This is a genomic window from Bradyrhizobium oropedii (genome assembly GCF_020889685.1).
Classification (GTDB): Bacteria; Pseudomonadota; Alphaproteobacteria; order Rhizobiales; family Xanthobacteraceae; genus Bradyrhizobium; species Bradyrhizobium oropedii.
This window is the reverse complement of sequence record NZ_JACMYO010000128.1, coordinates 1-25,482: the sequence shown is the minus strand read 5'-3', so window position 1 is coordinate 25,482 and position 25,482 is coordinate 1. Positions and strand designations below refer to the sequence as shown.

The window sequence follows — 25,482 nt, the reverse complement described above, 5'->3', positions numbered from 1 at the left end:
CGCGCGGCGAAGCTGGTCCCCAGGGCCCGCAGGGTCCGGCCGGACCGCGCGGCGAAGCCGGCCCGGCCGGCCAATTGCCGTCGATCGAGCAGGTGATGCCGTGGCTGCACATGATCTTCGATGCCTGGGAAGAGCACAGGCGCACCAGGGAACGTGAAGCTGCCGAGCTCGCCGAGCGCGATGCCGCCGAGCGCGCGGCAGCGGAGGCGATCGCGCTTGACGTCGACGCGATCGATTTCGCTGATGATGACGACGAAGACGACGATCACAAGAAAAAGAAGAAGCACCGCAAGAAGGACAAGAAGTAGCCCTTCCCGCTATCGCGCGACGACACGGCCAGCCAAATCCGTGTCGCGCTTGATGCTCACCGCTCGGCGCCCGGATCGGACGGCCGTGCGAGCTGCATTAGCTGAAAGACCCAGCGCATCGCATAGTACCAGGCAACACCCGCGAACGCCCCGCAGGCCGACAGGATGATGACGTTGGCGAGGTCGATCGTGCCGCTCGACCACAGCATGCCGCAGGTCCAGAGCACGGCGAACGCAATCGAGCAGAGAGTGAGCAGGGCGGCAGGCTTCATGGCGTTGCTCCGGGGGTCGGCTGAACGACACTGATGACCGGAAGCGTGGCGCCGTACCGTGACCTGCGTCACGGAATGCCGTGGCGTCAGCCGAACCGTGGCGTCAGCCGAACCGCAGGCGCGAGCGCTCCCTCGCCTTCTCCGCCTCGATCTCGCGATCGCGCGCCGGGGCGTTGGTCTGCAACGAGATCAACAGCCTGCGCGCGGCGTCCGAGACCTCGGTCACGGCAAGGTTGAAGGCGGCTTCATTGGACTGCGACGGCTTGTTGAAGCCGGACAATTTGCGCACGAATTGCAGCGCCGAAGCGTGGATCTCGTCCTCGGTGGCGGGCGGCTCGAAGTTGAACAGCGTCTTGATATTGCGGCACATGTCGGTCTCCCTCGCCCGCACCAGCGGGGCGGCTCTCTCAAAGACGATCGGCTGCTGCAAAATACGACATCGTGGTCTATTCTGGCAGCCTCATCGTCCACGGCGGAAACGAGGTTCCGGATGAGCCACGTGATCTACAAGGTCGTCCAGCACGACGGCGGTTGGGCTTATACCGTCAACGGGGTGTTCTCGGAACCGTTTCCAACCCATGCCGCGGCCCTTGCCGCCGCCCGGCGCGCCGCCAACGAACAGCGCGTTCCCGGGCGCACCGAGGCGATCCAGTACGAGACCTCGGACGGCAAATGGCTGACCGAAACCGCCTCCGGCAATGACCGCCCGGAGACCGAGGTCGAGGACGGCCGCTAAAGCGCGATGAAAAGCGTCATCGCGCTTTAGCTTCTTGTTTGAGCATGATCTCCGCGCAAACGCTTCGCGTTTGTCGCGAGGGAAAACCGCGTCACACTTTTCCGGATCATGCTCCAGGTTCACTCACGCGCTCTCAGAACGGAACCTGCACACCGAGCCGATCGAAGAACGCCCGTCCACGATCGGTGATCCGCAACGCGCGCGGAATCCGATGCGGCGCAACGCCGCGGATCTCGACCAGACGCGCCAGCACGGCATTGGCAAACGGACCGGCGAGATGCGGCACCCGCTCGGTCCAGTCGTTGCAGAGCCGCAGGTGCGGCTGCCGCGCCGGATCGAAATCGATCTCCTCGGCGCGGCACCAGGCCAGCCCCTGCTCGGTCACGCGACCGTCGCGGCCCTCGATGACGACGAGGCGACGGCGGATCAGCGCATTCGACAGCAGCACACCGAGCTGCCCCGCAAGGTGATGGTAGCAGGTGCGCGATTGCCTGAGCTGCTCGGCCGGCATCGCACGCTTGCGGTCGGCTGTGGTTTTGGCCGCGAGATCGACGAGGTTCTCGATCAGCGCCGCCACGTCGTCGTCCCTGATCCGGTAATATCTGAACCTGCCCTGCGCCCACACCGACAGCACGCCCGCATCCACCAGCTTCTGCAAATGCGCGCTGGCGCCTTGCGGCGAAATGCCGGCAACCGCGGCAAGCTCGCCCGCCGGCAGCGCCTTGCCGTCGGCCAGCGCGCTGACCATCGCCTCGCGCACCGGATCGCCCAATGCCTCGGCGATCCGCGAAAATCCGGCCTGCACGGATTGGGATGATCCCACCGCATCGTCCTCCCATGTCGCGCTGAAACTGTCCTACGCGCATTCGCGACGCCGCGAAACTCATTTCAGATTTTCCTGAAACGTCGCGACGGCCGCTTCCGGTCAGATCGGTGCGGTTCAACGAAACGACGGAACGATCATGACAGCAGGCAACACCGACGCGGAACGCATCTACAGGCTTTGGGACGAGGCCCTCGGCAACAAGGACCTCGAGGCGGCGCTCGCGCTCTATGCACCCGACGCCTCGATCGAAAGCCCTTTGGTCCAGCACCTGATGCAAACCAGGGACGGGATCGTCCAAGGCCGGGACGCGCTGCGCGAGTTCATCACGCGCGTGTTCCGTACCAATCCGCCGCAACGGCGGCGCTTCAAGCAGGGCTTCTTCAGCGACGGCCGAATTCTCACCTGGGAATATCCGCGCCAGTCCCCGGATGGCGATCAGATGGATCTGGTCGAGGTCATGGAGATCAGGGACGGCCTGATCCAGCGCCACCGGGTCTATTGGGGATGGTATGCGCTGAACGTGCTGAAGGCAGGCTAGCCGAACACTTCTTCGCCAGCCGCACCGGCGCGCTCTCGGACAACGCTTTCCCTCATGCTAGGCTTGCACTGAGGCGGCTGGACAAACGCGCCGCGCGTGGGGAGAAGCACCATGATCCGTTTGTGCGCGGCGCTTCTGGCCGCTCTCGTCTCGATGTCGGTACCGGCCATGGCTGCAGATTTTCCCGCGCCGCAGGATGGCGAGTGGATCGCGAAGGACTTCAAGTTTCACAGCGGCGAGGTGATGCCGGAACTGCGGCTGCACTACACCACGGTCGGCGCGCGACCGGACAGCCGGTGCTGGTGCTGCACGGCTCCGGCGGCTCGGCCGCCAGCATGCTGACGCCGAGCTTTGCCGGCCAGCTGTTCGGCCCGGGCCAGCCACTGGACGCCGCGAAATACTACATCATCATCCCCGACGGCATCGGGCACGGCAAATCGTCGAAGCCGTCGGATGCGATGCGGACGAGCTTTCCGAAATACGACTACAACGACATGGTCGACGCGCAGTACCGGCTCGTCACCGAAGGGCTCGGCATCAAGCATCTGCGGCTCGTGATCGGCAATTCGATGGGCGGCATGCACACCTGGATCTGGGGCGTGCGCTATCCGCAGATGATGGACGTGCTGGTGCCGATGGCCTCGCAGCCGACTGCGATGGCGGCGCGCAACTGGATCCTGCGGCGAACGATGCTGGACACGATCCGCAATGATCCGGACTACAATGGCGGCAACTACACCAGCCAGCCGCGGATGATGAAATACGCCATCGCGGCCTACCGCTTCGCGAGCGCCGGCGGTACGCTCGGCTATCAGACGCTGGCGCCGTCGGCGCCGCAGGCCGACAAGATGGTCGACGACCAGCTGGCGTTGCCGGTCACCGCGGATGCCAACGACTACATCTATCAGTGGGAGGCCTCGCACGATTACGATCCGTCGGCGGGAATGGAGAAGATCGAAGCCACCCTGCTTGCGATCAATGCCGCCGACGATGAGCGCAATCCGCCGGAGACCGGCGTGACCGAAGCGGCAGTGAAGCGGATCAAGAACGGCAAGATTGATCTGATCCCGGCGAGCAGCGAGACGCGCGGCCATCTCACGACCGGTGACGCGAAGTTCTATGCCAGGCAATTTCAGGAACTGTTGCAGACCGCACCGCAACGCACGATGTAGCGATCGGGATCAGGCGATGTCCGCAAATCGCTTCCGCCGCACAGCGCTCAGCCTGCCCGAGGTGGTGGAAGGCGCGCATCACGGCACTGCCAATTTTCGCGTCGGCAAACGCATCTTCGCAACGCTCGGCTATCCCGACAAGGATTGGGGCATGGTGAAGCTGACGCCGGAGCAGCAGGCTGTCGTGGTCGAGGCCGAGCCCGAGATCTTCCGGCCGGTGCCGGGCGGCTGGGGCAAGAGCGGCAGCACCAATGTCCGCCTCGCGAAAGCCGATCAGGTGACGCTGCGCAGCGCGCTCACAATGGCCCGGGACAATATCGCCGTGAAGCCGGCGAAGAAGGTACGCGCGAAGAAGCCATCCTGAGCATCGCGATCCCGCACTGCATCAAGCAGGGATTGCGGAGTTTCGCCGATTCTTTGAGCATGCATCCCGCGCGCGGTTCGTGCCTAATCGCGCAAACATCGGATTCGCGGTAGCGACGCGGCGCGCGGGTCACGCAGAAGGTCTCGCCGGAGGAAGGCAATGCGAAGGCTCGCGCATGTCGCAGTGCTTGCGTCGCTCGTCACGTTGGCGGGCGCAGCCCTGGCGTTCGATAACGGCCAATACGACAACGTGCCGCCGGATATCCGCGCCTGGTTCAAAAGCGTGATCGCGCCGAACGGCGTGCCGTGCTGCGACATCTCCGACGGCCATCGCACGAGCTATGATGTTCGGGGCGGCGCCTATTGGGTGCCGATCGAAGGCGAGTGGATGATGGTGCCGGAGCGCGCGATCATCCGCGATCGCGGCAATCCGGTCGGCGAGGCCGTGGTGTGGTACGTGCACCACCGCGGCAACATCATCATCAGCTGCTTCGTCCCCGCGGACGCCGTCTGAAGTGGTGCGCCGTCGTCGCGGACCTGCACGCGGGATCGCGTCAATTTGAAACAATTGCGCTTTGTTAACCTTACTTTTTAACCAATAATTAAGGATGAGTTTGCGGGCGCCATCAGGCGCGGCCTAGCGTCTGCAGAAATGCTCCGTAACCGCGAGTTGGTGCGTGCCATGGTCGATCGAAAAATGGCGTATCGAACAGTTGGGGCCCTGACGGCGTCCCTCGGCGTTGCAGCGCTGCTGCTCGCTTCCTCCACCGAGACCTATGCGAGATCCGGAACGGCGCCGCGCGGCACGTTTTCCTCGCATCATCCGGCCTTCCGCCATCATGTGCGGGTGCCCGGCATCGTGTTGCCGGGGACGAGCGGATATTACGACGACGCAGTCGCCGGCGTTCCCTTCGCCCCCGAGGTCCCAGCACCCGCCTCGAACGATGTCCGTTACACCTACACCCAGGACGTGCCCTGGGATTGGGCGCATCGATATCCGCCGGCCGTGGTGCCGTCGGACCGCCCCTATGTGTCGAGCTGCCCGACCGAGAGCGTGACGGTGCCCGGACGCGGCGGAGACCGCACCGTCAACATCACGCGGTGCTACTGACGCATCGCTCCATCCGGATCGGAAAAACAAAAGAGGCCGCCCGCAAGGACGGCCTCTCGAATTTTTAAGGTCACGCTCCGCGCGCGAAGCGGCCGATCAGGACTCCTCGCCCTTCAGATGACCGACGTGCTTCTGGGTGTAGAGTTCGAGACCGATGCGCTTGATCAGGTCGAGCTGGGTCTCGAGGAAGTCGATGTGATCTTCCTCGTCCTTCATCAGCCTCTCGAACAGGTCGCGGCTGACATAGTCCTTGACGCCATGGCAGTAGGTCGCCGCTTCCTGGTAGAGCGTGCGGGCGCCGATCTCGGCGGCCAGATCGCACTCGATGATCTCCTTGACGTCCTGGCCGATCTTCAGCGGATCGAGCACCTGCAGGTTCGGGAAGCCGTCGAGGAACAGGATGCGATCGACGAATTTGTCGGCATGCTCCATCTCCTCGATGGACTCCTTGCGCCAGACCTTGGCCATCTCCAGGAGGCCCCAATTGTTGAGCATCCGGTAGTGCAGCCAGTACTGATTGATGGCGGTCAGTTCGCTGCGCAGCCCCTTGTTCAGATAGTCGATGACCTTCGGGTCGCCTTGCATGATCCACTCCACCTGTCGCGGCCAAACCGCACTATATTTAGAACGCTTCTAAATCAGATTACCGGAGAGAGCAACCCTTCGCGGAAGCAGCGCGTGGATAACCGGATTCGGTGGATTTGGCGGGGACTGAGCGTTTCCGGCGACGCAATGCCGGCCGCGGGAAGAAACCGCATCGAAATAGGAAACTGGAGCTTCGGTTCAGATCGACCGGAAGCTGAAATTGCCTTAGCAGGCCGCGAGCGCGAACTCGGTGGCGGGCTCGCCGTCCTCGTTGGCGGCGTGCGGATGGCCGGCATGGGGACAACCGGCGCAGCAGGCCTTGGCGCAGGGGCCAAGCGCCTCGTCGATGATCGCCTTGATGGTGCGCGCGCAGCGGCCACACTCGGCACTGCAGCCGAGGCAGCCATACACCTGCTTGGCATTTCGGGTCACGGACCCGCCGCCATTTACGGCATTGCGGACATCGTGGTCGCTCAGGACGTTACAGGAACAGACAATCATCAGAGGAGGCAGGTCCAACGGGTGATGCTCGCCAATATGGATATGGTCGGCCCCGGCGGGATGCAAAAGGAAAAAGCGGTTCTTGTAGCAATTCCAAACTGATGCGGGATTCATATTGGAATGAATCTAAATCGGTCGGCCCGGGGCCTTCGGGAATAAGAAACCACCGGGCGGATAGGTCAGGCCGATCCCGGCTTGCATCGCCGCAAGCCGGCACAAGTACCTGTGCGTTGCAAGATATTCCAAAAGCTGCAAGCATTTGGACGCGAATAGGGCAGCGCCGTTCATTGATCATTCAAGCGGAATATGGAACCTTCAGGCGAGACAGATCGCCAACGCACGCTGTCCCTGCCCCGTGAGAAAGGTGAGGTCATGAAGAAGACATTGCTGGCGCTTTGCGCCGCCGCCACTCTGGCGGTTTCGGCTGTGGCGGTGCCCGCCCCCGCCCTGGCACAACGCGGTGTCGCCGCTGGCGTCGCTGCGGGATTGATTGGCGGCGCCATCGTCGGTGGCGCGATCGCTTCGCAGAACGGCTATTACGGTCCGGGATATGGCTACTACGCGCCTGGTCCGGCCTATGTCGCCGAGCCCGGTTACGGTGCCGACTGCTTCTGGCAGCGCCAGCGCTTCTGGGACGGCTACACCTGGCGCGTTCGCCGCGTCCGCGTTTGCGATTGATCGACGTTCATCTCGATTAAATCGAACCAAACGTCCCGGAAAACCGACTGTTTGTCCGGGACGTCTGCTGTAGATGGCCAGAAAAAACCGCTTTTCTGCGCGATGAGGCTGCGGACGTTTACTTTCGGTTGACTGTTCTGCGCTGTTTAGCAAGACAGCAGTTCGAGATCAGCGTGTGAGTCACCCTAAACCCGGCGTCGAACCACGACGCCACCATCTTCCAGGAGAGCCAAAGACATGAAGAAGACTTTAGCTGCCCTTGTCGCCGTTACTACGATTGCTAGTTCGCTGGCGGTTGCTCCGGCTGCCAAGGCTGGTGACGGCGGCGCCATCGCGGCCGGCGTTGCCGGCGGCCTGCTCGGCGGCGCGATCGCAGGCGCCCGTCCCGCCCCGGTCTATGTTGCGCCGGCACCGGTTTACGTCGAAGAAGCTCCGTGCCGCTGGGTTCGTGAGCGCTTCTGGGACGGCTACGGCTGGCGCTTCCGTCGCATCCAGGTTTGCGACTGATCGACCGACACGCTTTTCAGCATCACACCCGAAAACCCGGCCTCATGGCCGGGTTTTTGTTTTCCGCGACAGCAATCAGCCCGATCAGCGCTGCCCGTTCATCGCGCGCAGGACGGCCTCGCTCGGCCAGCAATCGACCTTCAGCCCGGCCTGCTTCTGATAGGCGCCGAGCGCCGCGCGGGTCTGCATCCCCGCCTTGCCGTCGAGCTTGTCCTTGTAGAGCCCGATCTTCGTCAGTTGCTGCTGCATCGCCTCGACGTCGGCCGAGCGCAACTGCTTCGACGCCGACCATGGCGTCGCGAATGGCTGCGAGCTCGTCATGCGGTCGGCGAGATGGCCGACGAACAGCACGTAGAGATCGGAAAAATTGTACTCCTTGATCACGAAGTAGTTCGGCGTGGTCAGGAAGGCCGGACCGTAGATGCCTTCCGGCTGCAATAGCGAGGCCGATTGCGCCTGCTCGGTGGCGTTGAGCCTCGCGCCCCGCACCGGCACGAAGCCGGCCCGCAGCCATTGGCTGATCGGTTTTGTCACTTCGGGCACGCCCATCGTGCAGTCGGCATTGGCAGGTGCCGTGACCTCGTAGGCCCAACGCACGCCGGGCTGCCAGCCCTTGTTGACCAGTTGCTGCGCGGCGGAGGCGAGCGCGTCCGGCACCGAATGCCAGATGTCGACGCGGCCGTCGCCGTCGAGGTCGACGCCGTGCTTGTAATATTCCGACGGCAGGAACTGGGTGTAACCGGTCGCCCCCGCCCAGGAGGAGCGCAGCTCCTTGCGCGTCACCGCGCCCTCGCCGAGAATCTTGAGCGCCAGGATGAACTCGGTGCGGTACTGATCCTTGCGGCGGCCGACATAGGCCTGCGTCGCCACCACGCGCAGCGTATCGTAGGGCAGCGAATAGCGGCCGTAATCGGTCTCGCGGCCCCAGATCGCCAGCACGATGGTGGGGGGAACGCCGAACCGCTTCTCGATCGCATCGAGCGATGGACGATACTTCTGCAGCAGCCGCTGCCCTTCCGCCGCGAGCCGCGCGATCGAGGCTTCCTTGATGTAATCGGCCGGCACCTGCACGAACTCGGCCTGCGCCGGCGCACCGGTTTTCGGGCGTCCGGGCAGGATCAGATCGGGCAGCTTGTAGTCGGGCTCGAGCCCGCGCGTCTCGCGCTCGAACGTCTCGCGCGACACGCCGGCCGCCTTGGCCTCCGGCCACAGCGAGGCGATGAACTGGGTGAACGCGGCGTCGGCCGCGCGCGCGGCTGAGACGACGGACAAGGATGCAAGCAGAAGCCCGAAGGCAAGCGCGCGGAGGAATGTCAAATCCAACAACCTGTTCACGCAGCGGTCCAATGGGCGCGCCGTCAGGCGAACACCCGCGATATCAGTGTCGTGAGCCTTATCACGACACCGGATTGCTGTGAACCTTGGCGGCCGCGCTCAATGCGCGGCCTGCTTGGCCCCCTCGATCGAGTCGTTCGACAGCTTGTCGACGAGGGCGATGCCGATCGCCGACAGGATGAAGACGCAATGGATGATGGTCTGCCACATCACGCCGGTCTCGGTGTAGGTGCTCTTGCCGGACGACAGCGCGCCCGCCTCGATGAAGGTGCGCAGCAGATGGATCGACGAGATGCCGATGATCGCCATCGCCAGCTTGATCTTCAGCACGCTGGCATTGACGTGGCTGAGCCATTCCGGCTCGTCCGGGTGCCCCTTCAGATTGAGCCGCGAGACGAAGGTCTCGTAGCCGCCGACGATCACCATCACCAGCAGGTTCGAGATCATGACGACGTCGATCAGGCCGAGGACGGCGAGCATGATCTGCTGCTCGCTGAAATCGAAGGCATGGGCGAACAGGTGCCACAGCTCCTTCAGGAACAGCACGACATAGACGCCCTGGGCGATGATCAGGCCGACATAGAGCGGCAATTGCAGCCAGCGCGATCCGAAGATCAGCATGGGAACGGGACGCAGCGGCCGGCCCTTCGAGCGGGCGGGCGCGTCTGAGATAGCGGACATGTTGGAGTGCTCGCAGGATTCGATTTGCGGGGAGCGCTCTATCTACGCAATCCCGCGCGCTTGAAAAGCGACAACTGGCCGCAGATTGCGCCGCGATGCCGTCACGATCCTGCTAATTTGCGCGCAGCGATGCTCGCTCTATTCACTCGTCATGGCCGGGCTTGTCCCGGCCATGACGATGTCTCAAATCACCGCGTCAGCTTCTTGTACTTCACGCGGTGCGGAATGATGCTGTCCTGGCCGAGCCGGCGCATCTTGTCCTTTTCGTAGTCCTGGAAGTTGCCTTCGAACCATTCGACATGGCTGTCGCCCTCGAAGGCCAGGATGTGGGTCGCGATGCGGTCGAGGAACCAGCGATCATGGCTGATGATGACGGCGCAACCGGCGAAATCCTCCAGCGCCTCTTCGAGCGCGCGCAGCGTGTCGACGTCGAGGTCGTTGGTCGGTTCGTCGAGCAGCAGCACGTTGGCGCCGGACTTCAGCATCTTGGCGAGATGCACGCGGTTGCGCTCACCGCCGGAGAGCGCACCGACCTTCTTCTGCTGGTCGGCGCCCTTGAAGTTGAACGACGAGCAATAGCCGCGCGAGTTGACTTCCTTCTTGCCGAGCAGGATCAGCTCGTTATTGCCCGAGATCTCCTCCCACACCGTCTTCTTGCCGTCGAGCGCATCGCGCGACTGGTCGACATAGCCGAGATGAACACTTTCGCCGACCGTGATGGAGCCCTTGTCCGGCTCCTCCTGCTTGGTGATCATCCTGAACAGCGTGGTCTTGCCGGCGCCGTTGGCGCCGATCACGCCGACGATGCCGCCCGGCGGCAGCTTGAAGGTGAGATCGTCGATCAGCATGCGATCGCCAAAGCCCTTGCTGAGGCCTTCGAAGTCGACGACGTTCTGGCCGAGCCGTTCGGCCACCGGAATCGTGATCTGCGCGGTCTGGGTCTGCTTCTCGCTGGCCTGTTTCAGCAGATCCTCATAGCGCTGGTAGCGTGCCTTGGACTTGGCCTGACGCGCCTTCGGCGAGGACGCGATCCACTCCTGCTCGCGGGCCAGCGTCTTCTGATGCGCGGCATCTTCGCGGCCCTCCTGCTCGAGCCGCTTCTGCTTCTGCACCAGCCAGGACGAGTAGTTGCCCTCATAGGGAATGCCGCGGCCGCGATCGAGCTCGAGGATCCAGCTCGTGACATTATCGAGGAAGTAGCGATCGTGGGTCACGATCAGGATCGCGCCCGGATAATTCCGCAGATGGCCTTCCAGCCACGACACCGACTCGGCGTCGAGATGGTTGGTCGGTTCGTCCAGCAGCAGCAATTCGGGCTGGTCGAGCAGCAGGCGGCACAGCGCAACGCGGCGGCGTTCACCGCCCGACAGCTTTGTGACATCGGCATCGTCGGGCGGGCAGCGCAGCGCGTCCATCGCCTGGTCGACCTTGCTGTCGAGATCCCACAGGCCCTGCGCCTCGATCTCGTCCTGCAGTTTTGTCATTTCATCGGCGGTCTCGTCGGAATAGTTCACCGCCAGCTCATTGTAGCGGTCGAGGATCGCCTTCTGCTTGGCGACGCCGAGCATGACGTTTTCACGGACGTTGAGTGCGGGATCGAGGTGCGGCTCCTGCTCGAGATAGCCGACGCGGGCGCCCTCGGCGACCCAGGCCTCGCCGTTATACTCCTTGTCGAGGCCGGCCATGATCTTGAGCAGGGTCGACTTGCCCGAGCCGTTGACGCCGAGCACGCCGATCTTGGCGTCCGGGTAGAAGCTCAAATGGATGTTATCAAGCACCTTGCGGGTCGGGTACGCCTTGGTCAGACCCTGCATGAAATAGATGAACTGGCGAGCCATCCGCTGTCCCTGGAATTGATCCGATTTGTGGAAATTTTGCTGCCGCCGATGTAACGGCCGGCCCCCGAAAGCGCAACCGCGGGGCTCGCGTTTTCCATCCGTTCACCACGTTCCGTCCATTCACCACGGGTGACTACGGGTTCGCGACCATGTGTGCGCCGAATCACGACAATTGAAACCATCTTTTAATAAATCAGGCCAAAACTCGTTCTCAACGCCGAAAAACGGCGATTTTCGCGGCAGAACCGCGACCAAAACAGTTGAGGCCACGTCATGGCTACCATCATTTCAGCACCTCTTTCGCGACCGGCGATCAAAGGCGAGGCGACGCTGTTCGCCGAATTCCGCACCTTCTGGCGGGCCTTCGCTGCCAAGGCTTTCAATCCCTACCGTCCGGAACTGCACTATATGCGCGGCCCGGGCCCGGCCTGCCGTGCCAAGCAGATGGCGCTGTCGCCGGCGGTCCGATCGATGCTCGCCGATATCCGCACCGGGCAGAAGCCATCCCGCCCGGCGTGACAATCGCCCTGATGTGAAAGCACGGCCGCTTGCGCGCCTGCCGATTGCGCGCGACCATGACGGGTATCCCGACGGTAGAATTTCCGCCGTCGCCCTCACCCTGAATGGACCTTTCCGATGACGCGGCTCCGCTGTGCAATCCTCGACGACTATTTCGACATCGCGCTTTCGTTGGCCGACTGGCCGGCGATCAAGGATCGCATCGAGGTCACCGTGTTCGACAAGCCGTTCGCGAGCGAGGCTGAAGCCGCGGCCAAGCTCAGGGAATTCGAGATCATCTGCGCGATGCGCGAGCGCACTCCGTTCCCGCGCAGCCTGTTCGATGCGCTGCCCCAACTGAAGCTCCTGATCACGTCGGGCATGCGAAATGCCGCGATCGACATGGAGGCCGCCAAGGACCGCAAGGTCGTGCTGTGCGGCACCCAATATAGCCGCGATCCCACCGCGCCCCTGACCATGGGCCTGATCCTGGAATTGACCCGCGGCATCGGCCGCGAGAATGCACGGATGCACGCCGGCGAGCCGTGGCAGAGCTTTGCCGGCACCGAGATCGAAGGCAAGACGCTGGGCGTCATCGGCCTCGGCAAGCTCGGCAGCAAGGTCGCCGGCATGGCCAAGGTGTTCGGCATGAACGTCATCGCCTGGAGCCCCAACCTCACGCCGGAGAAGTGCAAGGAGGCGGGCGTCGGCTACGCCAGCAAGGACGAGCTGTTCGCGACATCAGACATCATCACCATCCATGTCGTGCTGAGCCCACGCTCGCGCGGACTGGTCGGCGCCGCCGATCTCGCCCGAATGAAACCACAGGCCTATCTCGTCAACACCGCGCGCGGGCCGATCGTCGATGAGGATGCGCTGCTCGCGGCGCTGCGCGACAAGAAGATCGCAGGCGCCGGCATCGACGTGTTCTCGGTCGAGCCGCTGCCACCGGATCACCCGCTGCGCAAGCTCGACAATGTCGTGATCACGCCGCATCTCGGCTACGCGACGCGCGAGAGCCTGCAGGCGCACTATCAGCAGATGGTCGCGTGCATCGATGCCTTCACCAAAGGCGACGAGCCGCCGCGGCGCCTCACCTGAGACCGGCTGCTTGCGGCAACAAAAAAGGCGCGCTGTTGGCGCGCCTTTTTCAGGATGAATTGCAGGTCGGGTTAGCGGACCGTCACCGGCGCGGGCAGCGGCTGCACTGAGGTCGGCTGCGTGCCGGGCAGCGGCGCGGCCTGGGCCTGCGTCGGTGCGGGAGCCATCGGGTTCGGGGGCGGCGCGGCGGAGGCCGTCGTCGTTCCCGGAGCAGCACCGCCGGGCAGCACGACCACGCGGGTGCCGACCTTGGCGCGTTCAAACAGATCCGAGACGTCCTCGTTCAGCATGCCGATGCAGCCCGACGAGACGAACTTGCCGATGGTCGACGGCTGATTGGTGCCGTGAATGCGATAGACGGTCGAGCCGAGATACATCGCGCGGGCGCCGAGCGGGTTGCCGGGTCCGCCGGCCATGAAGCGCGGCAGATAGGGCTGACGCTCGATCATCTCGGTCGGCGGATGCCAATCCGGCCACTCGGCCTTGCGGGTGATCTTCTGCACGCCGGTCCAGGTGAAGCCGTCGCGGCCGACGCGAACGCCGTAACGGATCGCCCGGCCGTTGCCGAGAATGTAGTAGAGGTAGGTGTTCGGGGTATCGACGACGATGGTGCCTGCCGGCTCCTTGGTCGCGAACGCCACTTCCTGACGACGCAGATTGGGCGCCAGCTGCGCCGGGCTGTCTTCCGGCTGCTCGTCGGGCGGCAGGGCTGCGATCTGCACCGGCTTGCCATTGGCGTCGACCGGTGCCCGCTGCGACACGGCTCCGGTAACGCCCTCGGGCGGACGCATGCCGCCGCGGTCGTCGCCATAGGAAACGCCGGCTGCGGGAACGCCGTTGTCGCGATTGGCTTGCTGCGCGCCCGGACGGTCGCCATAGATCACCGGCGGCGGCCCCATCGGCCGGCCATAGCGCGGATCATCGGGCGACATCACCGGGCCAGTCGGCGCTCCACGGTCAGAATAGACCGGAGCATTCATCGGCCGGCCATAACGCGGATCGTCCGGCGACGTCACCGGGCCGGGCGGCGGCAGTGCAGCCGAATCCTGCGGCCCTTCATCGTCATTGAGCGCGTCGAAATCCGGCATGCTGCCCTGGGGGTAGGGCTGAGGCGCCGTCGAATAGGCGGGACCCTGGGGAGCCGGATAACCCTGCTGCGCATGCGCGAGCGAGGTTCCTGCCACGCCGAGAGCCGCGGCAGCGCAAATCGTCAGAATGCGGTTGATCATCATTGCTCTGTTATAGTCCCCAAGCCACACCGGACTGTTAACGGCCCAATGCAGGAAGATAGCGGCGCATTCAAGACAAATCCGCGAAACCCGGGCCATTTCGGGCATTTGTGATTGGCGGCACCGCTGCGGCAAAGATGTCTCATGGGTCGGGAATGTTTGTCCACATGCCCAAAGTCATCAATCACCCGCATTTTGTAACAAACAGTCTCCGGGGGTTGCGATATCGTGGAATCGGCCTGATTCGCGCTCGCGACCCGGCTTTCTTGTGTGGTCACCGCGTTCCCTCGATATCGACACCCTCCCGTAGAAGGGGGAACCCGCGCCCATGCTCCCCGGCCTTCGCTTCCTGCTCGCTGCGGTCGTGCTGGCGACCTCGCTTCTGGTGTTTGGGCTGGGAGCAGCCGCGCTGTTTCGCGCGGCGCATGAGGAATTCGCCAACATTCCGGCTCGCCGGGCACCGCCCGAGCCGCAGTTCGCGCAGCAAGCCGAGGCCTCGCCGGTGCTTGCCATGGTACGGGTCGACCCGGCGGCTGCGGACAAGGTGGTGACCGATACTCCGGTACCCGCGACCCCGGCTGCGACCGAGCCGGCCGCTCCCGCCGAGGCCTCTCCCGCTGCGGAGCCGGAGAAGCTCGCCGCCGTAAAGTCGGACGACCCGTCCCCACCCGCCTTGCCGAGACCGGAAGCCCAAGTTGTGGAGACGCCCGCACCAGCGCCATCAGCAGAGGCTGCTCAGCCCCCGCTCGCTGATCCGGCACCGGTATCGCAGCCGACACCGGCTGCGGCCGAAACCTCACCGACCGCCGCTGAGGCCAAGGTCGCCGCAGTGACCGATCCGCCTGCCGCAACCAGCGAACCCGCACCGGCTGCACCGGCACCAGCCACGGTTGCACCGGAGCCGGCACCGCCGTCACCCGAGGCCATCGCGGCCGCGACCAGAATCGCGACGCTGGGCGGACCAGAAGTTGTCGTCGAAGCCCCAGCGGCGCCGAAGGCCACCGAGGCGAAGAAGCCGGAGCAAAATGCGACCAGCAAGGCCTTGCGCCCCAAGGAGCGACGGCGGATTGTCCGTGCTCGCCCGGTTCGGCAGGTCATGCAGCAGCAGATCGATCCGTTCGGTCAGACCACCCTGGTGCCGGTCACGCGGCGCTAGAATTTAAGCCTCAGGCCGGGCCGGTCGCGATCGGCGGGCCGCTGGCCTGTCCCCATTCCGACCACGAGCCGTCATAGAGTGCGGTGTCGGTGACGCCGATCCGGTAGAGCGCAAGCGTGAGAACGCCGGCCGACACGCCCGAGCCACAGCTTGTCACGATCGGCGCATCGAGCTGCACGCCGGCCCCAGCGAACGATTTGCGGAGATCGTCGAGCGGCTTCATCTCGCCGGTCGCAGCATCGAACAGCTGGTTGTAGGGCACGTTGCGGGCGCCCGGGATATGACCGGCGCGAATACCCGGCCGCGGCTCCGGCGCACGGCCCTCGAAGCGATCCGCAGCGCGCGCATCGATCACCTGCTCCTTGCGGCTTTCGACATTGGCGATCATCTGCTCGATGCTGCGCACGCGCTTCGCATCGTAGCTCGCCTTGAACGTCGCAGGCTTAGGCTTCACCTCGCCGCTCTCGACCGCCCTGCCCTCGGCGCGCCACTTCTTCAGACCGCCGTTGAGAATGCGCACGTTGCGATGGCCATAGGACAGGAACATCCACCAGGCGCGCGGTGCGGCAACCCAGCCGCCGGAATCATAGATCACGACGGTGTCGGCATTGCTGATGCCGAGCCCACCGATGTCGCGGCCGAATTGCTCGGCGCTCGGAAACATATGCGGCAGCGGATTGGAATGATCGGACACTGCATCGACGTCGAAGAACACCGCGCCGGGCAGATGCGCGGCGAGATAATCGTCCTTCGGCAGCGGCAATACGCCCGGCAGCTTGAAGGTCGCGTCGAGCACCTTGACGTTGGCATCGCCGCGATGCGCAGCCAGCCATTCGGTCGAAACGAGCGGATCGTCGGCAACGGTCATTCCGTATTTTCCTTCGTTATTCCGGGGCGCGACGGAGTCGCGAACCTCAGATGCGCAATTGCGCATCAGGGAATCCAGAGGTTGTCTTGCGAGATTCCGGGTTCGCGACTCCGTCGCGCCCCGGAATGACGGTGGAGAGAGCGAAAACGCCTTTCAGCCCTTCTTCTTCGGCTCCCAGGCCTCGATCGGCCCGCCGGCCTCGCGCCAGGCGGCAAAGCCGCCGCCCATATGCGCGACCGGCTTCAGGCCCATGTCCTTCGCGGTCTTGGCGGCGAGCGCCGAGCGCAGGCCGCCGGCACAGTGGAAGATGAACTTCTTGTCTTCCTGGAAGATCGGCTTGGCATAGGGGCTGTTCGGATCGATCCAGAACTCGAGCATGCCGCGGGTGCAGGAGAACGCGCCCGGGATCTTGCCGTCGCGCTCGATCTCGCGGGGGTCGCGGATGTCGACGATCACGACGTCGTTCTTGCCGATCATCGTGATCGCATCGGCCGCGCTGATGGTCTCGATCTCGTCATTGGCCTCGTCGATCATCACCTTGATGCCGCGGTGGATGTTCTGGGGCATAGACAACTCCCTCGCTTTTCTTGATCGTCATTCCGGGGCGATGCGACAGCATCGAACTATGGTGCGCAATTGCGCACCTGAGAATCTCGATCGAATTTCATCAGCTCGAGATTCCGGATCGGTCCTGCGGACCGTCCGGAATGACGGGCGCGGTCAGCGCACCAGCTCCCGCATCGCGTTCTCCAGACCCTCGATCGTGATCGGATACATGCGCTCGGAGAACAGGCGGCGGATGATGGTGGTCGATTCCGAATAGTCCCAGTGCTTCTGCGCCACCGGATTGAGCCACACCGCATGCGGATAGGTACGGGTGATGCGGTCGATCCAGACCGAGCCGGCCTCTTCGTTGACATGCTCGACCGAGCCGCCGGGAACCATGATCTCGTAAGGCGACATCGAGGCGTCGCCGACGAACACCACCTTGTAGTCGTGCGGATACTTGTGCAGCACGTCCCAGGTCGGCGTGCGATCGGTGAAGCGCCGCTTGTTCTGCTTCCAGACGCCTTCATAGAGGCAGTTGTGGAAGTAGAAATATTCCATGTGCTTGAATTCGCTCTTGGCGGCCGAGAACAGCTCCTCGACCTGCTCGATATGCGAATCCATCGAGCCGCCGATATCGAAGAACACCAGCACCTTGACCGCGTTGCGCCGCTCGGGGCGCATGTGCACGTCGAGATAGCCGTGGTTGGCGGTCTCCTTGATCGTGGTGTCGAGGTCGAGCTCGTCGGGCGCGCCGGTGCGCGCGAACTTGCGCAGCCGCCGCAGCGCGACCTTGATGTTGCGGATGCCGAGCTCGACATTGCCGTCGAGATCCTTGAACTCACGCTTGTCCCACACCTTCACGGCGCGGTTGTTGCGGTTCTTCTCCTGCCCGATGCGCACGCCTTCGGGATTGTAGCCATGGGCGCCGAAGGGCGAGGTGCCGGCGGTGCCGATCCACTTGCTGCCGCCCTGGTGGCGGCCCTTCTGTTCCTCGAGCCGCTTCTTCAAGGTCTCCATGAGCTTGTCCCAGCCCATGGCCTCGATCTGCTTCTTCTCTTCCTCGGTGAGATATTTCTCGGCAAGCTTCTTCAGCCACTCCTCGGGGATCTCCGCCTTGCCCATGGCGTCGAGCAGGCTCTCGAGCCCCTTGAACACGGTGCCGAACACGCGGTCGAACTTGTCGAGATTGCGCTCATCCTTCACCAGGGCAGCGCGCGACAAATAATAGAAGTTCTCGACCGACTGTTCGGCGAGATCGGCGTCAAGCGCTTCCATCAAGGTCAGATATTCCCGTAGCGTCACGGGGACCTGGGCGTCGCGCAGCGATGTGAAGAACTGCAGGAACATACTCACCTAGATCGCCCGCTGGACCGGTGGCGTCAAGGGGCCGAGCCATGCCGAGACCGGCGATCCGCCTTGATTTGGCCCCGTGCGCCATTTCTTGCGGGGTCCACCCCACGACGCCCGGCCCCGTATCCTTGCGGCGATCATTCCGCGCGGCGGAAACATGACGGTCGACATTCCATGCATACCGCGCCGTTCAGGGCACCGCTGCGCTGCGGAATCCGCCCTAGACCGCCCGGCTTTTTCAATTACAATTGCGCCTGACAAGGCATTGGGCAGGATGTTTGGGGCAGGACGTTTGAATGGGCATCATTGCAGCACTGGTGATCGGTGCGATTGCCGGCTGGCTCGCTGGGCTGATCGTGCGCGGCGCGGGCTTCGGGCTGATCGGCAACATGGTTGTCGGCATCATCGGCGCGCTGGTGGCAAGCTGGCTGCTGCCGCGCCTCGGCGTCGGCCTCGGCGGCAGCGCGATCCGCGACATCCTCAACGCGACGATCGGCGCTTGCATCGTGCTGGTGATCGTATCGATGATCAGACGAGCGTGATCGAAAAATTTGCATCTCCGACGGCCGCTGCGAGAGCGGTCGTTTCATGTTGAGGCCCAAGGTGAGACCCATGCGGCCAACGAACGAAGCAAGGCAACCAGATAGATGAAATTCACGGGTACCAAGGACTACGTCGCCACCGATGACCTCAAGGTCGCCGTCAATGCCGCCATCGTGCTCGAGCGCCCGCTGCTGGTGAAGGGCGAGCCCGGCACCGGCAAGACGGTGCTGGCCGAGGAAGTCGCCAAGGCGATCGACGCGCCGCTTTTGACCTGGCACATCAAGTCGACCACCAAGGCGCAGCAGGGCCTCTACGAATACGATGCCGTCTCGCGCCTGCGCGACAGCCAGCTCGGCGACGCACGCGTGTCCGACATCAAGAACTACATCAAGCGCGGCAAGCTGTGGGAGGCCTTCACCCACGAGAAGCGCCCCGTGCTCCTGATCGACGAGATCGACAAGGCCGACATCGAGTTCCCCAACGACCTGCTGCTCGAGCTCGACCGCATGGAGTTCCATGTCTACGAGACCGGCGAGACCATCAAGGCGAAGCTGCGCCCGATCGTGATGATCACGTCGAACAACGAAAAGGAACTGCCGGACGCCTTCCTGCGCCGCTGTTTCTTCCACTACATCAAGTTCCCCGACGCCGACACGATGAGCCAGATCGTCGACGTGCACTTCCCGAACATCAAGAAGCGCCTGGTGGAAGAGGCACTGCGGATCTTCTTCGAGGTCCGCGAGGTGCCGGGCCTGAAGAAGAAGCCGTCGACCTCCGAACTGCTCGACTGGCTCAAGCTGCTGCTGAACGAAGACATCACGCCCGAGATGTTGCGCGAGCGTGATCCGCGCAAGCTGATCCCGCCGCTGCATGGCGCGCTGCTCAAGAACGAGCAGGACGTGCATCTGTTCGAGCGGCTGGCGTTCCTCAGCCGCCGCGAAGTCTAGTTTCGATATCGGCGAGCGCCGGGGCAATGGCCCCGGCGTTTTGCTTCCACAGCCCGACGAACAAGCCAACAAGCAAGAAGATCAGGGAAGATGAACGTCCAGACCCAAATCCACGCCGCCGAGCCCGTCACCACAGAGCATTTCGACGTCCTGATCGCAGGCGCCGGCATCTCCGGCGTCGGCGCCGCCTATCACCTCACCACGCAAAGCCCCGGCACCAGCTTCGTGGTGCTGGAGACGCAGAAGACCTTCGGCGGCACCTGGTCGACCCATCGCTATCCCGGCATCCGCTCCGACAGCGACCTGCACACCTTCGGCTATCGCTTCAAGCCGTGGACCAGCGCGCCGATCGCGAGCGCGGCCGAGATTTTGAAATACATGGGCGAGGTGATCGACGAGAACGACCTCGCCCGCCACATCCGCTACCGCCACACCATCACCGCGGCGAAGTGGTCGAACGAGACCAATCTCTGGACCATCGATGCGACGCGCATCGACACCGGCGAGCGGCTGCGCTTCACCACCAACTTCTTCTGGATGTGCCAGGGCTACTACCGCCACGACGTGGGCTATACGCCCGAATGGACCGACATGGCGAAGTTCAAGGGCACGATCATCCATCCGCAGCTCTGGCCGGATGACCTCGACTACAAGGGCAAGCGCGTGGTCGTAATCGGCTCCGGCGCCACCGCCGCGACCCTGATCCCGGCGATGGCCAAGGACGCCGGCCATGTCACCATGCTGCAGCGCTCGCCGACCTATTTCCGCACCGGCCGCAACGCGATCGAGATCGCCGAGGAGCTGCGCAGGCTGCAGGTCGACGAGCACTGGATCCACGAGATCACCCGCCGCAAGATCCTGTTCGAGCAGGACGCATTCACCAAGCGGACCTTCGCCGACCCGGAGGGTGCCAAGAAGGATCTGCTCTCGGCGGTCGAAGCCGTTCTCGGCAAGGACTACGATATCGCCACGCACTTCACGCCGAGCTACCGGCCGTGGCGGCAGCGCATCGCCTTCGTTCCGGATGCCGACCTGTTCCAGGCGATCAAGGGCGGCAACGCCTCCGTCGTCACCGACGAGATCGACCGCTTCACCGAGACCGGCATCCTGCTCAAGTCCGGCAAGGAGCTCGAGGCCGACATCATCATCACCGCGACCGGCTTCCACCTCTCCGCCAATGGCGGCATCGACTTCGAGATCGACGGCAAGCCGCTCGATTTCAAGGACACCGTGACCTATCGCGGCATGATGTTCACCGGCGTGCCGAACCTCGTCTGGGTGTTCGGCTATTTCCGCGCCAGCTGGACCTTGCGCGTCGACCTGGTCGGCGACTTCGTCTGCCGCATGCTGAACCACATGAAGGCGACGGGTGCGAACAAGGTGACGCCGGCGCTGCGCCCCGAAGACCACAATATGCCGCTGCTGCCGTGGATCGATCCGGAGAACTTCAACCCCGGCTACATGATGCGCGGCATGCACCTGTTGCCGAAGCGCGGCGACAAGCCGGAGTGGCAGCACAACCAGGACTACTGGGCCGAGAAGGACGAATTCCCGGCGATCGACCTCGCGGACAAGGCGTTCGTCTACGGCTGAGTCCCTCTCATCCGCGGTTGGTCCCGTCAACCTGAGGAGCGCGTAGCGCGTCTCGAAAGATGCACGGCCCGGCCGGTGGCCGTCGATCCTTCGAGGCTCGCCCAGCGGCGCAATTGCGCCGCAAGGCTCGCACCTCAGGATGACGGTGATAGAGAAGAGCGCGCTGATTCATAGGCACCAGTGCGCTCATCTGCCGTCATTGCGAAGAGCGAAGGACGAAGCAATCCATCCATCAGTTACGCGGAGATGTGGATTGCTTCGCTTCGCTCGCAATGACGAGGATAGAGTCACGCATACTCCGACAGCTTCGCAGCCGCCTCGGGCGTCTTGCCGCGGATCCCGTCATCCTGAGGTGCCCGCGAAGCGGGCCTCGAAGGGTGCACGGCCCGGCCGGTGGCCGTCGATCCTTCGTGACGCGCGCAAGAGCGCGCTCCTCAGGATGACGGTGAGAGATCGAGCGCGCTGATCGACAGCATCAGCGCGAACATCACCGCGCACTTCCCTTCACGCATACTCCGGCAGCTTCGCGGCCGCCTCGGGCGTCTTGCCGCGGATCATGTCGGAGGCCTTGTCGGCGATCATCAAGGTCGAGGCGTTGAGGTTGGCGGAGATCATCCGCGGCATGATCGAGGCGTCGATCACGCGCAGGCCTTCCATGCCATGGACCCGAAGCTGGTCGTCGACCACCGCCCAGGGCGCGTCCGCCGGTCCCATCCGGCAGGTGCACCCGGGATGGAATGTCGTGGTGCCGCGCTGGGTCGCGGCCGCGAGCAGCTCGTCGTCGCTCGTAACCTTCGGACCCGGAAAGTCCTCATAGGCGAAATACGGCTTGAGCGGCTCGGAGGCGAGCAGCCGGCGCGCCAGCTTCATGCCGGCGACGACGACGCGGCGGTCGATCTCCTCGGCAAGGTAGTTGGTCTGGATGATCGGCGGCGCAAACGGATCGGCGGAGCGGATGCGGACATAGCCGCGGCTCTCCGGCCGCTGCTGCCAAGACGCCACCGTCATGCCGGGCTCGTCCTCGAGCTGGCCCTGCACGCCTTCCTTGTAGCTCGCCGGCGTGAAGGTGAGCTGCAAATCCGAGCTCTCGGTGGTCTCGCCGGAATGCCAGAAGCAGTAGACCATCGTCGGCGACAGCGACAGCAGGCCGCGCCGCGTCGTCGCCCATTTGATCGCCTCGCCCCACAGGCTGAAGCCGCGGCGCATTTCGTTGATGGTCCGGATGTTCTTGACCCGCGCCACCGAGCGCGGCGCGTAGTGATCCTGCAGGCCTTCGCCGACACCCGGCAGCGCGTGACGCACCTCGATGCCGTGCGCCTGCAACAGATCGGGCGAGCCGACACCGGAGAGCTGCAACAGCTGCGGCGAATTGTAGGCGCCGCCGGAGAGGATGACCTCCTTGGTGGCGCGGATCTCCAGGGGATCGCCGTGCTTGCCGCCGCGATTATAGCGCACGCCGACCGCGCGCTTGCCCTCGAAGATGATGCCGGTGACATGGGCATGCGTGCGCACGTCGACATTCGGACGGCGACGCGCCGGATGCAGATAGGCGGTTGCGGCACTGACGCGCAGGCCATTCAGGATGGTGCGCTGGCAGTAGGACACGCCCTCCTGGATCTGGCCGTTGTAGTCGGGGTTGCGCGGAATGCCGAGGCTGACCGCCCCCGCCATGAAGGCCTCGCAGAGCGGATCCTGCCAGTCCATCGTGGTGACGGTGAGATTGCCGTCACGGCCACGATAAGTGTCGTCGCCCTCGCCGATCCGCTTCTCCATGCGCCGGAAATAAGGCAGCACGTCGGGATAGCCCCAGCCGCGATTACCGAGCTGCGCCCAGGTGTCGAAATCCTGGCGCTGGCCGCGATTGTAGATATGGCCGTTGATCGAGGACGAGCCGCCCAGCGTCTTGCCGCGCGGCGCGTAGATGCTGCGCCCGCCGGTGTAGGGACCCACCTCCTGCTGGTAGGCCCAGTTCACGCTCTTCATGTGGAAGGTCTTGATGAAGCCGGCCGGCAGATGGATGTAGGGATGCCAGTCGCTCGGCCCCGCCTCCAGCACGCACACCCGCGTGCCCGCATCTTCACTCAGCCGGTTGGTCAGCACGCTCCCGGCGGAGCCTGCGCCGATGATCACATAATCGAACGTTTCCATCGTCTCGCTTCTGGCGCCGACCAAAGTGTCAGCGCGGCTTTTCGTTGAGTTGATAGTTGAGATGCGCCTTCACCGTCGGCCATTCGCTGGCGATGATGCTGTAAACCACGGTATCGCGCAACGTGCCGTTGGGCGCGATCTGATGGCTGCGCAGAATGCCGTCCTGCTTGGCACCCAAACGCTCGATGCCGCGCCGGCTCTGATGATTGAAGAAATGCGTGCGGAACTCGACCGCGATGCAATCGAGCTTCTCGAAGGCATGTTGCAGCAGCAGCAGTTTACATTGCGTATTGACCGCGCTGCGCTGCACACGCTTGGCGTACCAGGTCGAGCCGATCTCGACGCGGCGGTTCGGCGTGTCGACATTCATGTAGGTCGTCATACCCGAGATCCGGCCATCGGCATCGAACACGGTGAACGGCAGCATCGATCCGGTCTTCTGCAAGCCGAGCCTGCGGTCGATTTCCTTGGCCATGTTCTCCGGCTGCGGGATCGCGGTGTACCAGAGGTTCGACAGACCGCCGTCTTTCACGGCGTCGACCAGACCGTCGCGGTGATCGTGGGACAGCGGTTCGAGCCGCGCATGCGCGCCGCGAAGGGTGACCGGTTCAAGCCAGGGCATTTTGATTCCTTTCCGTCATTGCGAGGAGCGAAGCGACGAAGCAATCCACTCCCTCCGTGTTCGTGGCTGCATGGATTGCTTCGCTTCGCTCGCAATGACGTTCTTACGTCACTTGTTCAGAAAATTCAGCGGCAATCCGGGCCGCGACCAGTCCATCGCGATCAACTCGCCCCTGCCGGACAGCGTGATGTACGCGGTCTTCAGATCGGGGCCGCCGAAGGCGATGTTGGTGGTGACGCGGTCACCGGTCGGCACCTGCTCAACCACGGTGCCATCGGGCGCGATCACCGAGATGCAGCCCGAGATCAGGGTGGCGACGCAGACATTACCGTTCGCTTCGACCGCAAGCGAGTCGAACATCTGGTAGCCGCCGAGGCCCGCGATCGGCTTGCCGCGCTCGCCGCGATAGATCACGTCGCGCGGCTTGATGGTGCCGGGCTCGGACACCTCATAGGCCCACAACCGGGCAGTCGGCGTCTCCGCGATGTAGACGGTCTTCTCGTCCGGCGAGAGACCGATGCCATTGGCCGGCAGGATGCCGTGCACGGCCTCGACGATCTCGTTCATGCCGGGCTTCAGATAGTAGAATGCGCCGACATCCATGTCGCGGGCCCGGCGCTTGCCGAGATCGGAGAACCACAGGCCGCCCTGCCTGTCGAACACCAGATCGTTCGGCCCGCGCAATTCATGCTCGCCGCACTTCGTCACCACGGTCTCGACCTTGCCGGATTGCAGATCGACGCGCTGGATCGAGCCGCCGAGATAATCCTCCGGCTGCGGACCCGGCATGATCATGTTCTTGGTCGGGATCCAGGAGAAGCCGCCGTTGTTGCAGATGTAGATCTTGCCGTCGGGGCCGAGCGCGGCGCCGTTTGGGCCGCCCGGCACCTTGGCGACGATCTCCTTGCGCCCGTCGGGATAGACCCGGGTCAGCCGCTGGCCGCGGATTTCAACCAGCACGACCGAGCCGTCGGGCATGACGACGGGACCTTCGGGAAACTCGAGGTCGGTGGCGAGAACTCGGATATTGGCCATGGCATCCTCCCGGCTCTTGGCTGCAGGCGGATTCCGAACGGTCCCGCACGCGCAACGTTGTTGTTCATCCTGTTATGGCAAACGGGGTTTGGCTTGCCAAGCAATCAGGGGTGCAAGGCTGCCCGGCGTTGCGGTGGGATAGTGGCAAATTACGCTGTCGTCCCTGCGAAAGCAGGGACCCATACTCCGCAGCGGATATTGTGAATGGGACTCGTCGTTCGGGCGTCGCCCAACAATGACTGCTTGTGGTTATGGGTCCCTGCTCCCGTGCGCAATTGCGCACTAGGCAGGGACGACACCGAGTATGTTGCGCGCTCCGCGAGTCATATGGATTCCGGGCTCTCGCCTGCGGCGAGCCCGGAATGACGGACAGAGGATCAGCGCAGTCTCAG

28 protein-coding genes and 2 pseudogenes are annotated in these 25,482 nt (G+C 63.9%); 15 read left to right on the top strand and 15 right to left on the bottom strand.

Annotated elements, in window-relative coordinates; translation table 11 throughout:
- Positions 1-308, top strand: a pseudogene (locus tag H8A95_RS29310) (collagen-like protein); the annotation flags it as partial.
- A 56-nt stretch (positions 309-364) separates the two neighbouring features.
- Here H8A95_RS29310 and H8A95_RS29305 read toward each other — a convergent pair.
- Positions 365-580, bottom strand: a complete 216-nt coding sequence (locus H8A95_RS29305) for a hypothetical protein (protein ID WP_229186364.1) — start codon at positions 578-580, stop codon at positions 365-367.
- 103 nt (positions 581-683) lie between these two features.
- Entirely contained in the window at positions 684-950 is a 267-nt protein-coding gene (locus tag H8A95_RS29300) for a DUF2277 domain-containing protein (RefSeq protein ID WP_163155393.1), read from the bottom strand.
- Between the two features lie 120 nt (positions 951-1,070).
- Here H8A95_RS29300 and H8A95_RS29295 point away from each other — a divergent pair, with 120 nt between their 5' ends.
- On the top strand, positions 1,071-1,316 hold the full coding sequence (locus H8A95_RS29295; protein WP_016840968.1) for a DUF2188 domain-containing protein: 246 nt from the start codon (positions 1,071-1,073) through the stop codon (positions 1,314-1,316).
- Between the two features lie 133 nt (positions 1,317-1,449).
- Here H8A95_RS29295 and H8A95_RS29290 read toward each other — a convergent pair whose 3' ends face one another.
- Positions 1,450-2,139 (bottom strand): ArsR/SmtB family transcription factor, encoded by a 690-nt coding sequence (locus H8A95_RS29290; RefSeq protein ID WP_229186363.1) that lies wholly within the window; start codon positions 2,137-2,139, stop codon positions 1,450-1,452.
- A 139-nt stretch (positions 2,140-2,278) separates the two neighbouring features.
- Here H8A95_RS29290 and H8A95_RS29285 point away from each other — a divergent pair, with 139 nt between their 5' ends.
- The 5 genes and pseudogenes from H8A95_RS29285 to H8A95_RS29265 all read left to right on the top strand — a co-directional run bounded on the left by H8A95_RS29285 (position 2,279) and on the right by H8A95_RS29265 (position 5,326).
- A complete protein-coding gene (locus H8A95_RS29285) occupies positions 2,279-2,680 on the top strand; it encodes a nuclear transport factor 2 family protein (RefSeq protein WP_229186362.1) in 402 nt (133 codons plus the stop codon).
- A gap of 111 nt (positions 2,681-2,791) precedes the next feature.
- Positions 2,792-3,852, top strand: a pseudogene (locus H8A95_RS29280) (alpha/beta fold hydrolase).
- A 16-nt stretch (positions 3,853-3,868) separates the two neighbouring features.
- On the top strand, positions 3,869-4,216 hold the full coding sequence (locus tag H8A95_RS29275; RefSeq protein ID WP_229186361.1) for an MmcQ/YjbR family DNA-binding protein: 348 nt from the start codon (positions 3,869-3,871) through the stop codon (positions 4,214-4,216).
- Between the two features lie 159 nt (positions 4,217-4,375).
- A complete protein-coding gene (locus H8A95_RS29270; RefSeq protein ID WP_229186360.1) occupies positions 4,376-4,729 on the top strand; it encodes a hypothetical protein in 354 nt (117 codons plus the stop codon).
- A gap of 183 nt (positions 4,730-4,912) precedes the next feature.
- Entirely contained in the window at positions 4,913-5,326 is a 414-nt protein-coding gene (locus H8A95_RS29265) for a hypothetical protein (protein ID WP_229186359.1), read from the top strand.
- Between the two features lie 96 nt (positions 5,327-5,422).
- Here the strand turns inward: H8A95_RS29265 and bfr are convergent, their stop codons facing one another.
- Positions 5,423-5,911, bottom strand: coding sequence for a bacterioferritin (gene bfr, locus H8A95_RS29260; protein ID WP_163155403.1), 489 nt, complete (start codon positions 5,909-5,911; stop codon positions 5,423-5,425).
- Positions 5,912-6,136: 225 nt separating this feature from the next.
- Positions 6,137-6,412, bottom strand: a complete 276-nt coding sequence (locus H8A95_RS29255) for a (2Fe-2S)-binding protein (protein ID WP_163155435.1) — start codon at positions 6,410-6,412, stop codon at positions 6,137-6,139.
- 372 nt (positions 6,413-6,784) lie between these two features.
- Here H8A95_RS29255 and H8A95_RS29250 point away from each other — a divergent pair, with 372 nt between their 5' ends.
- Together H8A95_RS29250 and H8A95_RS29245 are read left to right on the top strand one after the other, a co-directional pair.
- Positions 6,785-7,090: a hypothetical protein gene (locus H8A95_RS29250; RefSeq protein WP_229186358.1), complete on the top strand. Its 306-nt coding sequence runs from the start codon at positions 6,785-6,787 to the stop codon at positions 7,088-7,090.
- A 237-nt stretch (positions 7,091-7,327) separates the two neighbouring features.
- Positions 7,328-7,597, top strand: coding sequence for a hypothetical protein (locus tag H8A95_RS29245; protein ID WP_229186357.1), 270 nt, complete (start codon positions 7,328-7,330; stop codon positions 7,595-7,597).
- Positions 7,598-7,681: 84 nt separating this feature from the next.
- On the opposite strand, the gene H8A95_RS29240 is transcribed toward H8A95_RS29245, so the two are convergent.
- The 3 genes from H8A95_RS29240 to ettA form a co-directional block, all read right to left on the bottom strand.
- Positions 7,682-8,881: a lytic murein transglycosylase gene (locus H8A95_RS29240; protein WP_229186365.1), complete on the bottom strand. Its 1,200-nt coding sequence runs from the start codon at positions 8,879-8,881 to the stop codon at positions 7,682-7,684.
- Positions 8,882-9,031: 150 nt separating this feature from the next.
- Positions 9,032-9,613, bottom strand: coding sequence for a TIGR00645 family protein (locus tag H8A95_RS29235; RefSeq protein WP_229186356.1), 582 nt, complete (start codon positions 9,611-9,613; stop codon positions 9,032-9,034).
- A 188-nt stretch (positions 9,614-9,801) separates the two neighbouring features.
- Entirely contained in the window at positions 9,802-11,451 is a 1,650-nt protein-coding gene (gene ettA, locus H8A95_RS29230; RefSeq protein WP_223969335.1) for an energy-dependent translational throttle protein EttA, read from the bottom strand.
- A 273-nt stretch (positions 11,452-11,724) separates the two neighbouring features.
- Between ettA and H8A95_RS29225 the strand changes: the two genes are divergently transcribed.
- On the top strand, positions 11,725-11,970 hold the full coding sequence (locus H8A95_RS29225) for a hypothetical protein (RefSeq protein ID WP_229186355.1): 246 nt from the start codon (positions 11,725-11,727) through the stop codon (positions 11,968-11,970).
- 117 nt (positions 11,971-12,087) lie between these two features.
- The gene (locus tag H8A95_RS29220; RefSeq protein WP_229186354.1) at positions 12,088-13,050 is read left to right on the top strand and encodes a D-2-hydroxyacid dehydrogenase family protein; all 963 of its coding nucleotides are present in this window, start codon (positions 12,088-12,090) and stop codon (positions 13,048-13,050) included.
- A gap of 71 nt (positions 13,051-13,121) precedes the next feature.
- Here H8A95_RS29220 and H8A95_RS29215 read toward each other — a convergent pair whose 3' ends face one another.
- Positions 13,122-14,282, bottom strand: coding sequence for a L,D-transpeptidase (locus H8A95_RS29215; RefSeq protein WP_229186353.1), 1,161 nt, complete (start codon positions 14,280-14,282; stop codon positions 13,122-13,124).
- A 325-nt stretch (positions 14,283-14,607) separates the two neighbouring features.
- Here H8A95_RS29215 and H8A95_RS43890 point away from each other — a divergent pair, with 325 nt between their 5' ends.
- A complete protein-coding gene (locus H8A95_RS43890; protein WP_274617666.1) occupies positions 14,608-15,435 on the top strand; it encodes a hypothetical protein in 828 nt (275 codons plus the stop codon).
- A 10-nt stretch (positions 15,436-15,445) separates the two neighbouring features.
- Here H8A95_RS43890 and sseA read toward each other — a convergent pair whose 3' ends face one another.
- The 3 genes from sseA to H8A95_RS29195 all read right to left on the bottom strand — a co-directional run bounded on the left by sseA (position 15,446) and on the right by H8A95_RS29195 (position 18,199).
- Positions 15,446-16,303, bottom strand: a complete 858-nt coding sequence (gene sseA, locus H8A95_RS29205; protein ID WP_229186352.1) for a 3-mercaptopyruvate sulfurtransferase — start codon at positions 16,301-16,303, stop codon at positions 15,446-15,448.
- 153 nt (positions 16,304-16,456) lie between these two features.
- A complete protein-coding gene (locus H8A95_RS29200) occupies positions 16,457-16,870 on the bottom strand; it encodes a rhodanese-like domain-containing protein (protein WP_229186351.1) in 414 nt (137 codons plus the stop codon).
- A gap of 153 nt (positions 16,871-17,023) precedes the next feature.
- Complete coding sequence (locus tag H8A95_RS29195; RefSeq protein ID WP_163155424.1) at positions 17,024-18,199, bottom strand: vWA domain-containing protein; 1,176 nt, start codon at positions 18,197-18,199, stop codon at positions 17,024-17,026.
- 299 nt (positions 18,200-18,498) lie between these two features.
- On the opposite strand from H8A95_RS29195, the gene H8A95_RS29190 reads away from it, so the two are divergent.
- From H8A95_RS29190 to H8A95_RS29180, 3 genes are all read left to right on the top strand, one after another.
- Positions 18,499-18,744: a GlsB/YeaQ/YmgE family stress response membrane protein gene (locus tag H8A95_RS29190; RefSeq protein ID WP_092124584.1), complete on the top strand. Its 246-nt coding sequence runs from the start codon at positions 18,499-18,501 to the stop codon at positions 18,742-18,744.
- A gap of 105 nt (positions 18,745-18,849) precedes the next feature.
- A complete protein-coding gene (locus H8A95_RS29185; protein ID WP_229186350.1) occupies positions 18,850-19,692 on the top strand; it encodes an AAA family ATPase in 843 nt (280 codons plus the stop codon).
- 90 nt (positions 19,693-19,782) lie between these two features.
- Positions 19,783-21,285: a flavin-containing monooxygenase gene (locus tag H8A95_RS29180; protein ID WP_229186349.1), complete on the top strand. Its 1,503-nt coding sequence runs from the start codon at positions 19,783-19,785 to the stop codon at positions 21,283-21,285.
- Positions 21,286-21,789: 504 nt separating this feature from the next.
- Here H8A95_RS29180 and H8A95_RS29175 read toward each other — a convergent pair.
- From H8A95_RS29175 to H8A95_RS29165, 3 genes are all read right to left on the bottom strand, one after another.
- Positions 21,790-23,433: a GMC family oxidoreductase gene (locus tag H8A95_RS29175; protein WP_229186348.1), complete on the bottom strand. Its 1,644-nt coding sequence runs from the start codon at positions 23,431-23,433 to the stop codon at positions 21,790-21,792.
- Positions 23,434-23,461: 28 nt separating this feature from the next.
- The gene (locus H8A95_RS29170) at positions 23,462-24,055 is read right to left on the bottom strand and encodes a GNAT family N-acetyltransferase (RefSeq protein ID WP_229186347.1); all 594 of its coding nucleotides are present in this window, start codon (positions 24,053-24,055) and stop codon (positions 23,462-23,464) included.
- 108 nt (positions 24,056-24,163) lie between these two features.
- Positions 24,164-25,090, bottom strand: a complete 927-nt coding sequence (locus H8A95_RS29165) for an SMP-30/gluconolactonase/LRE family protein (protein ID WP_229186346.1) — start codon at positions 25,088-25,090, stop codon at positions 24,164-24,166.
- Between the last annotated feature and the right edge of the window lie 392 nt (positions 25,091-25,482).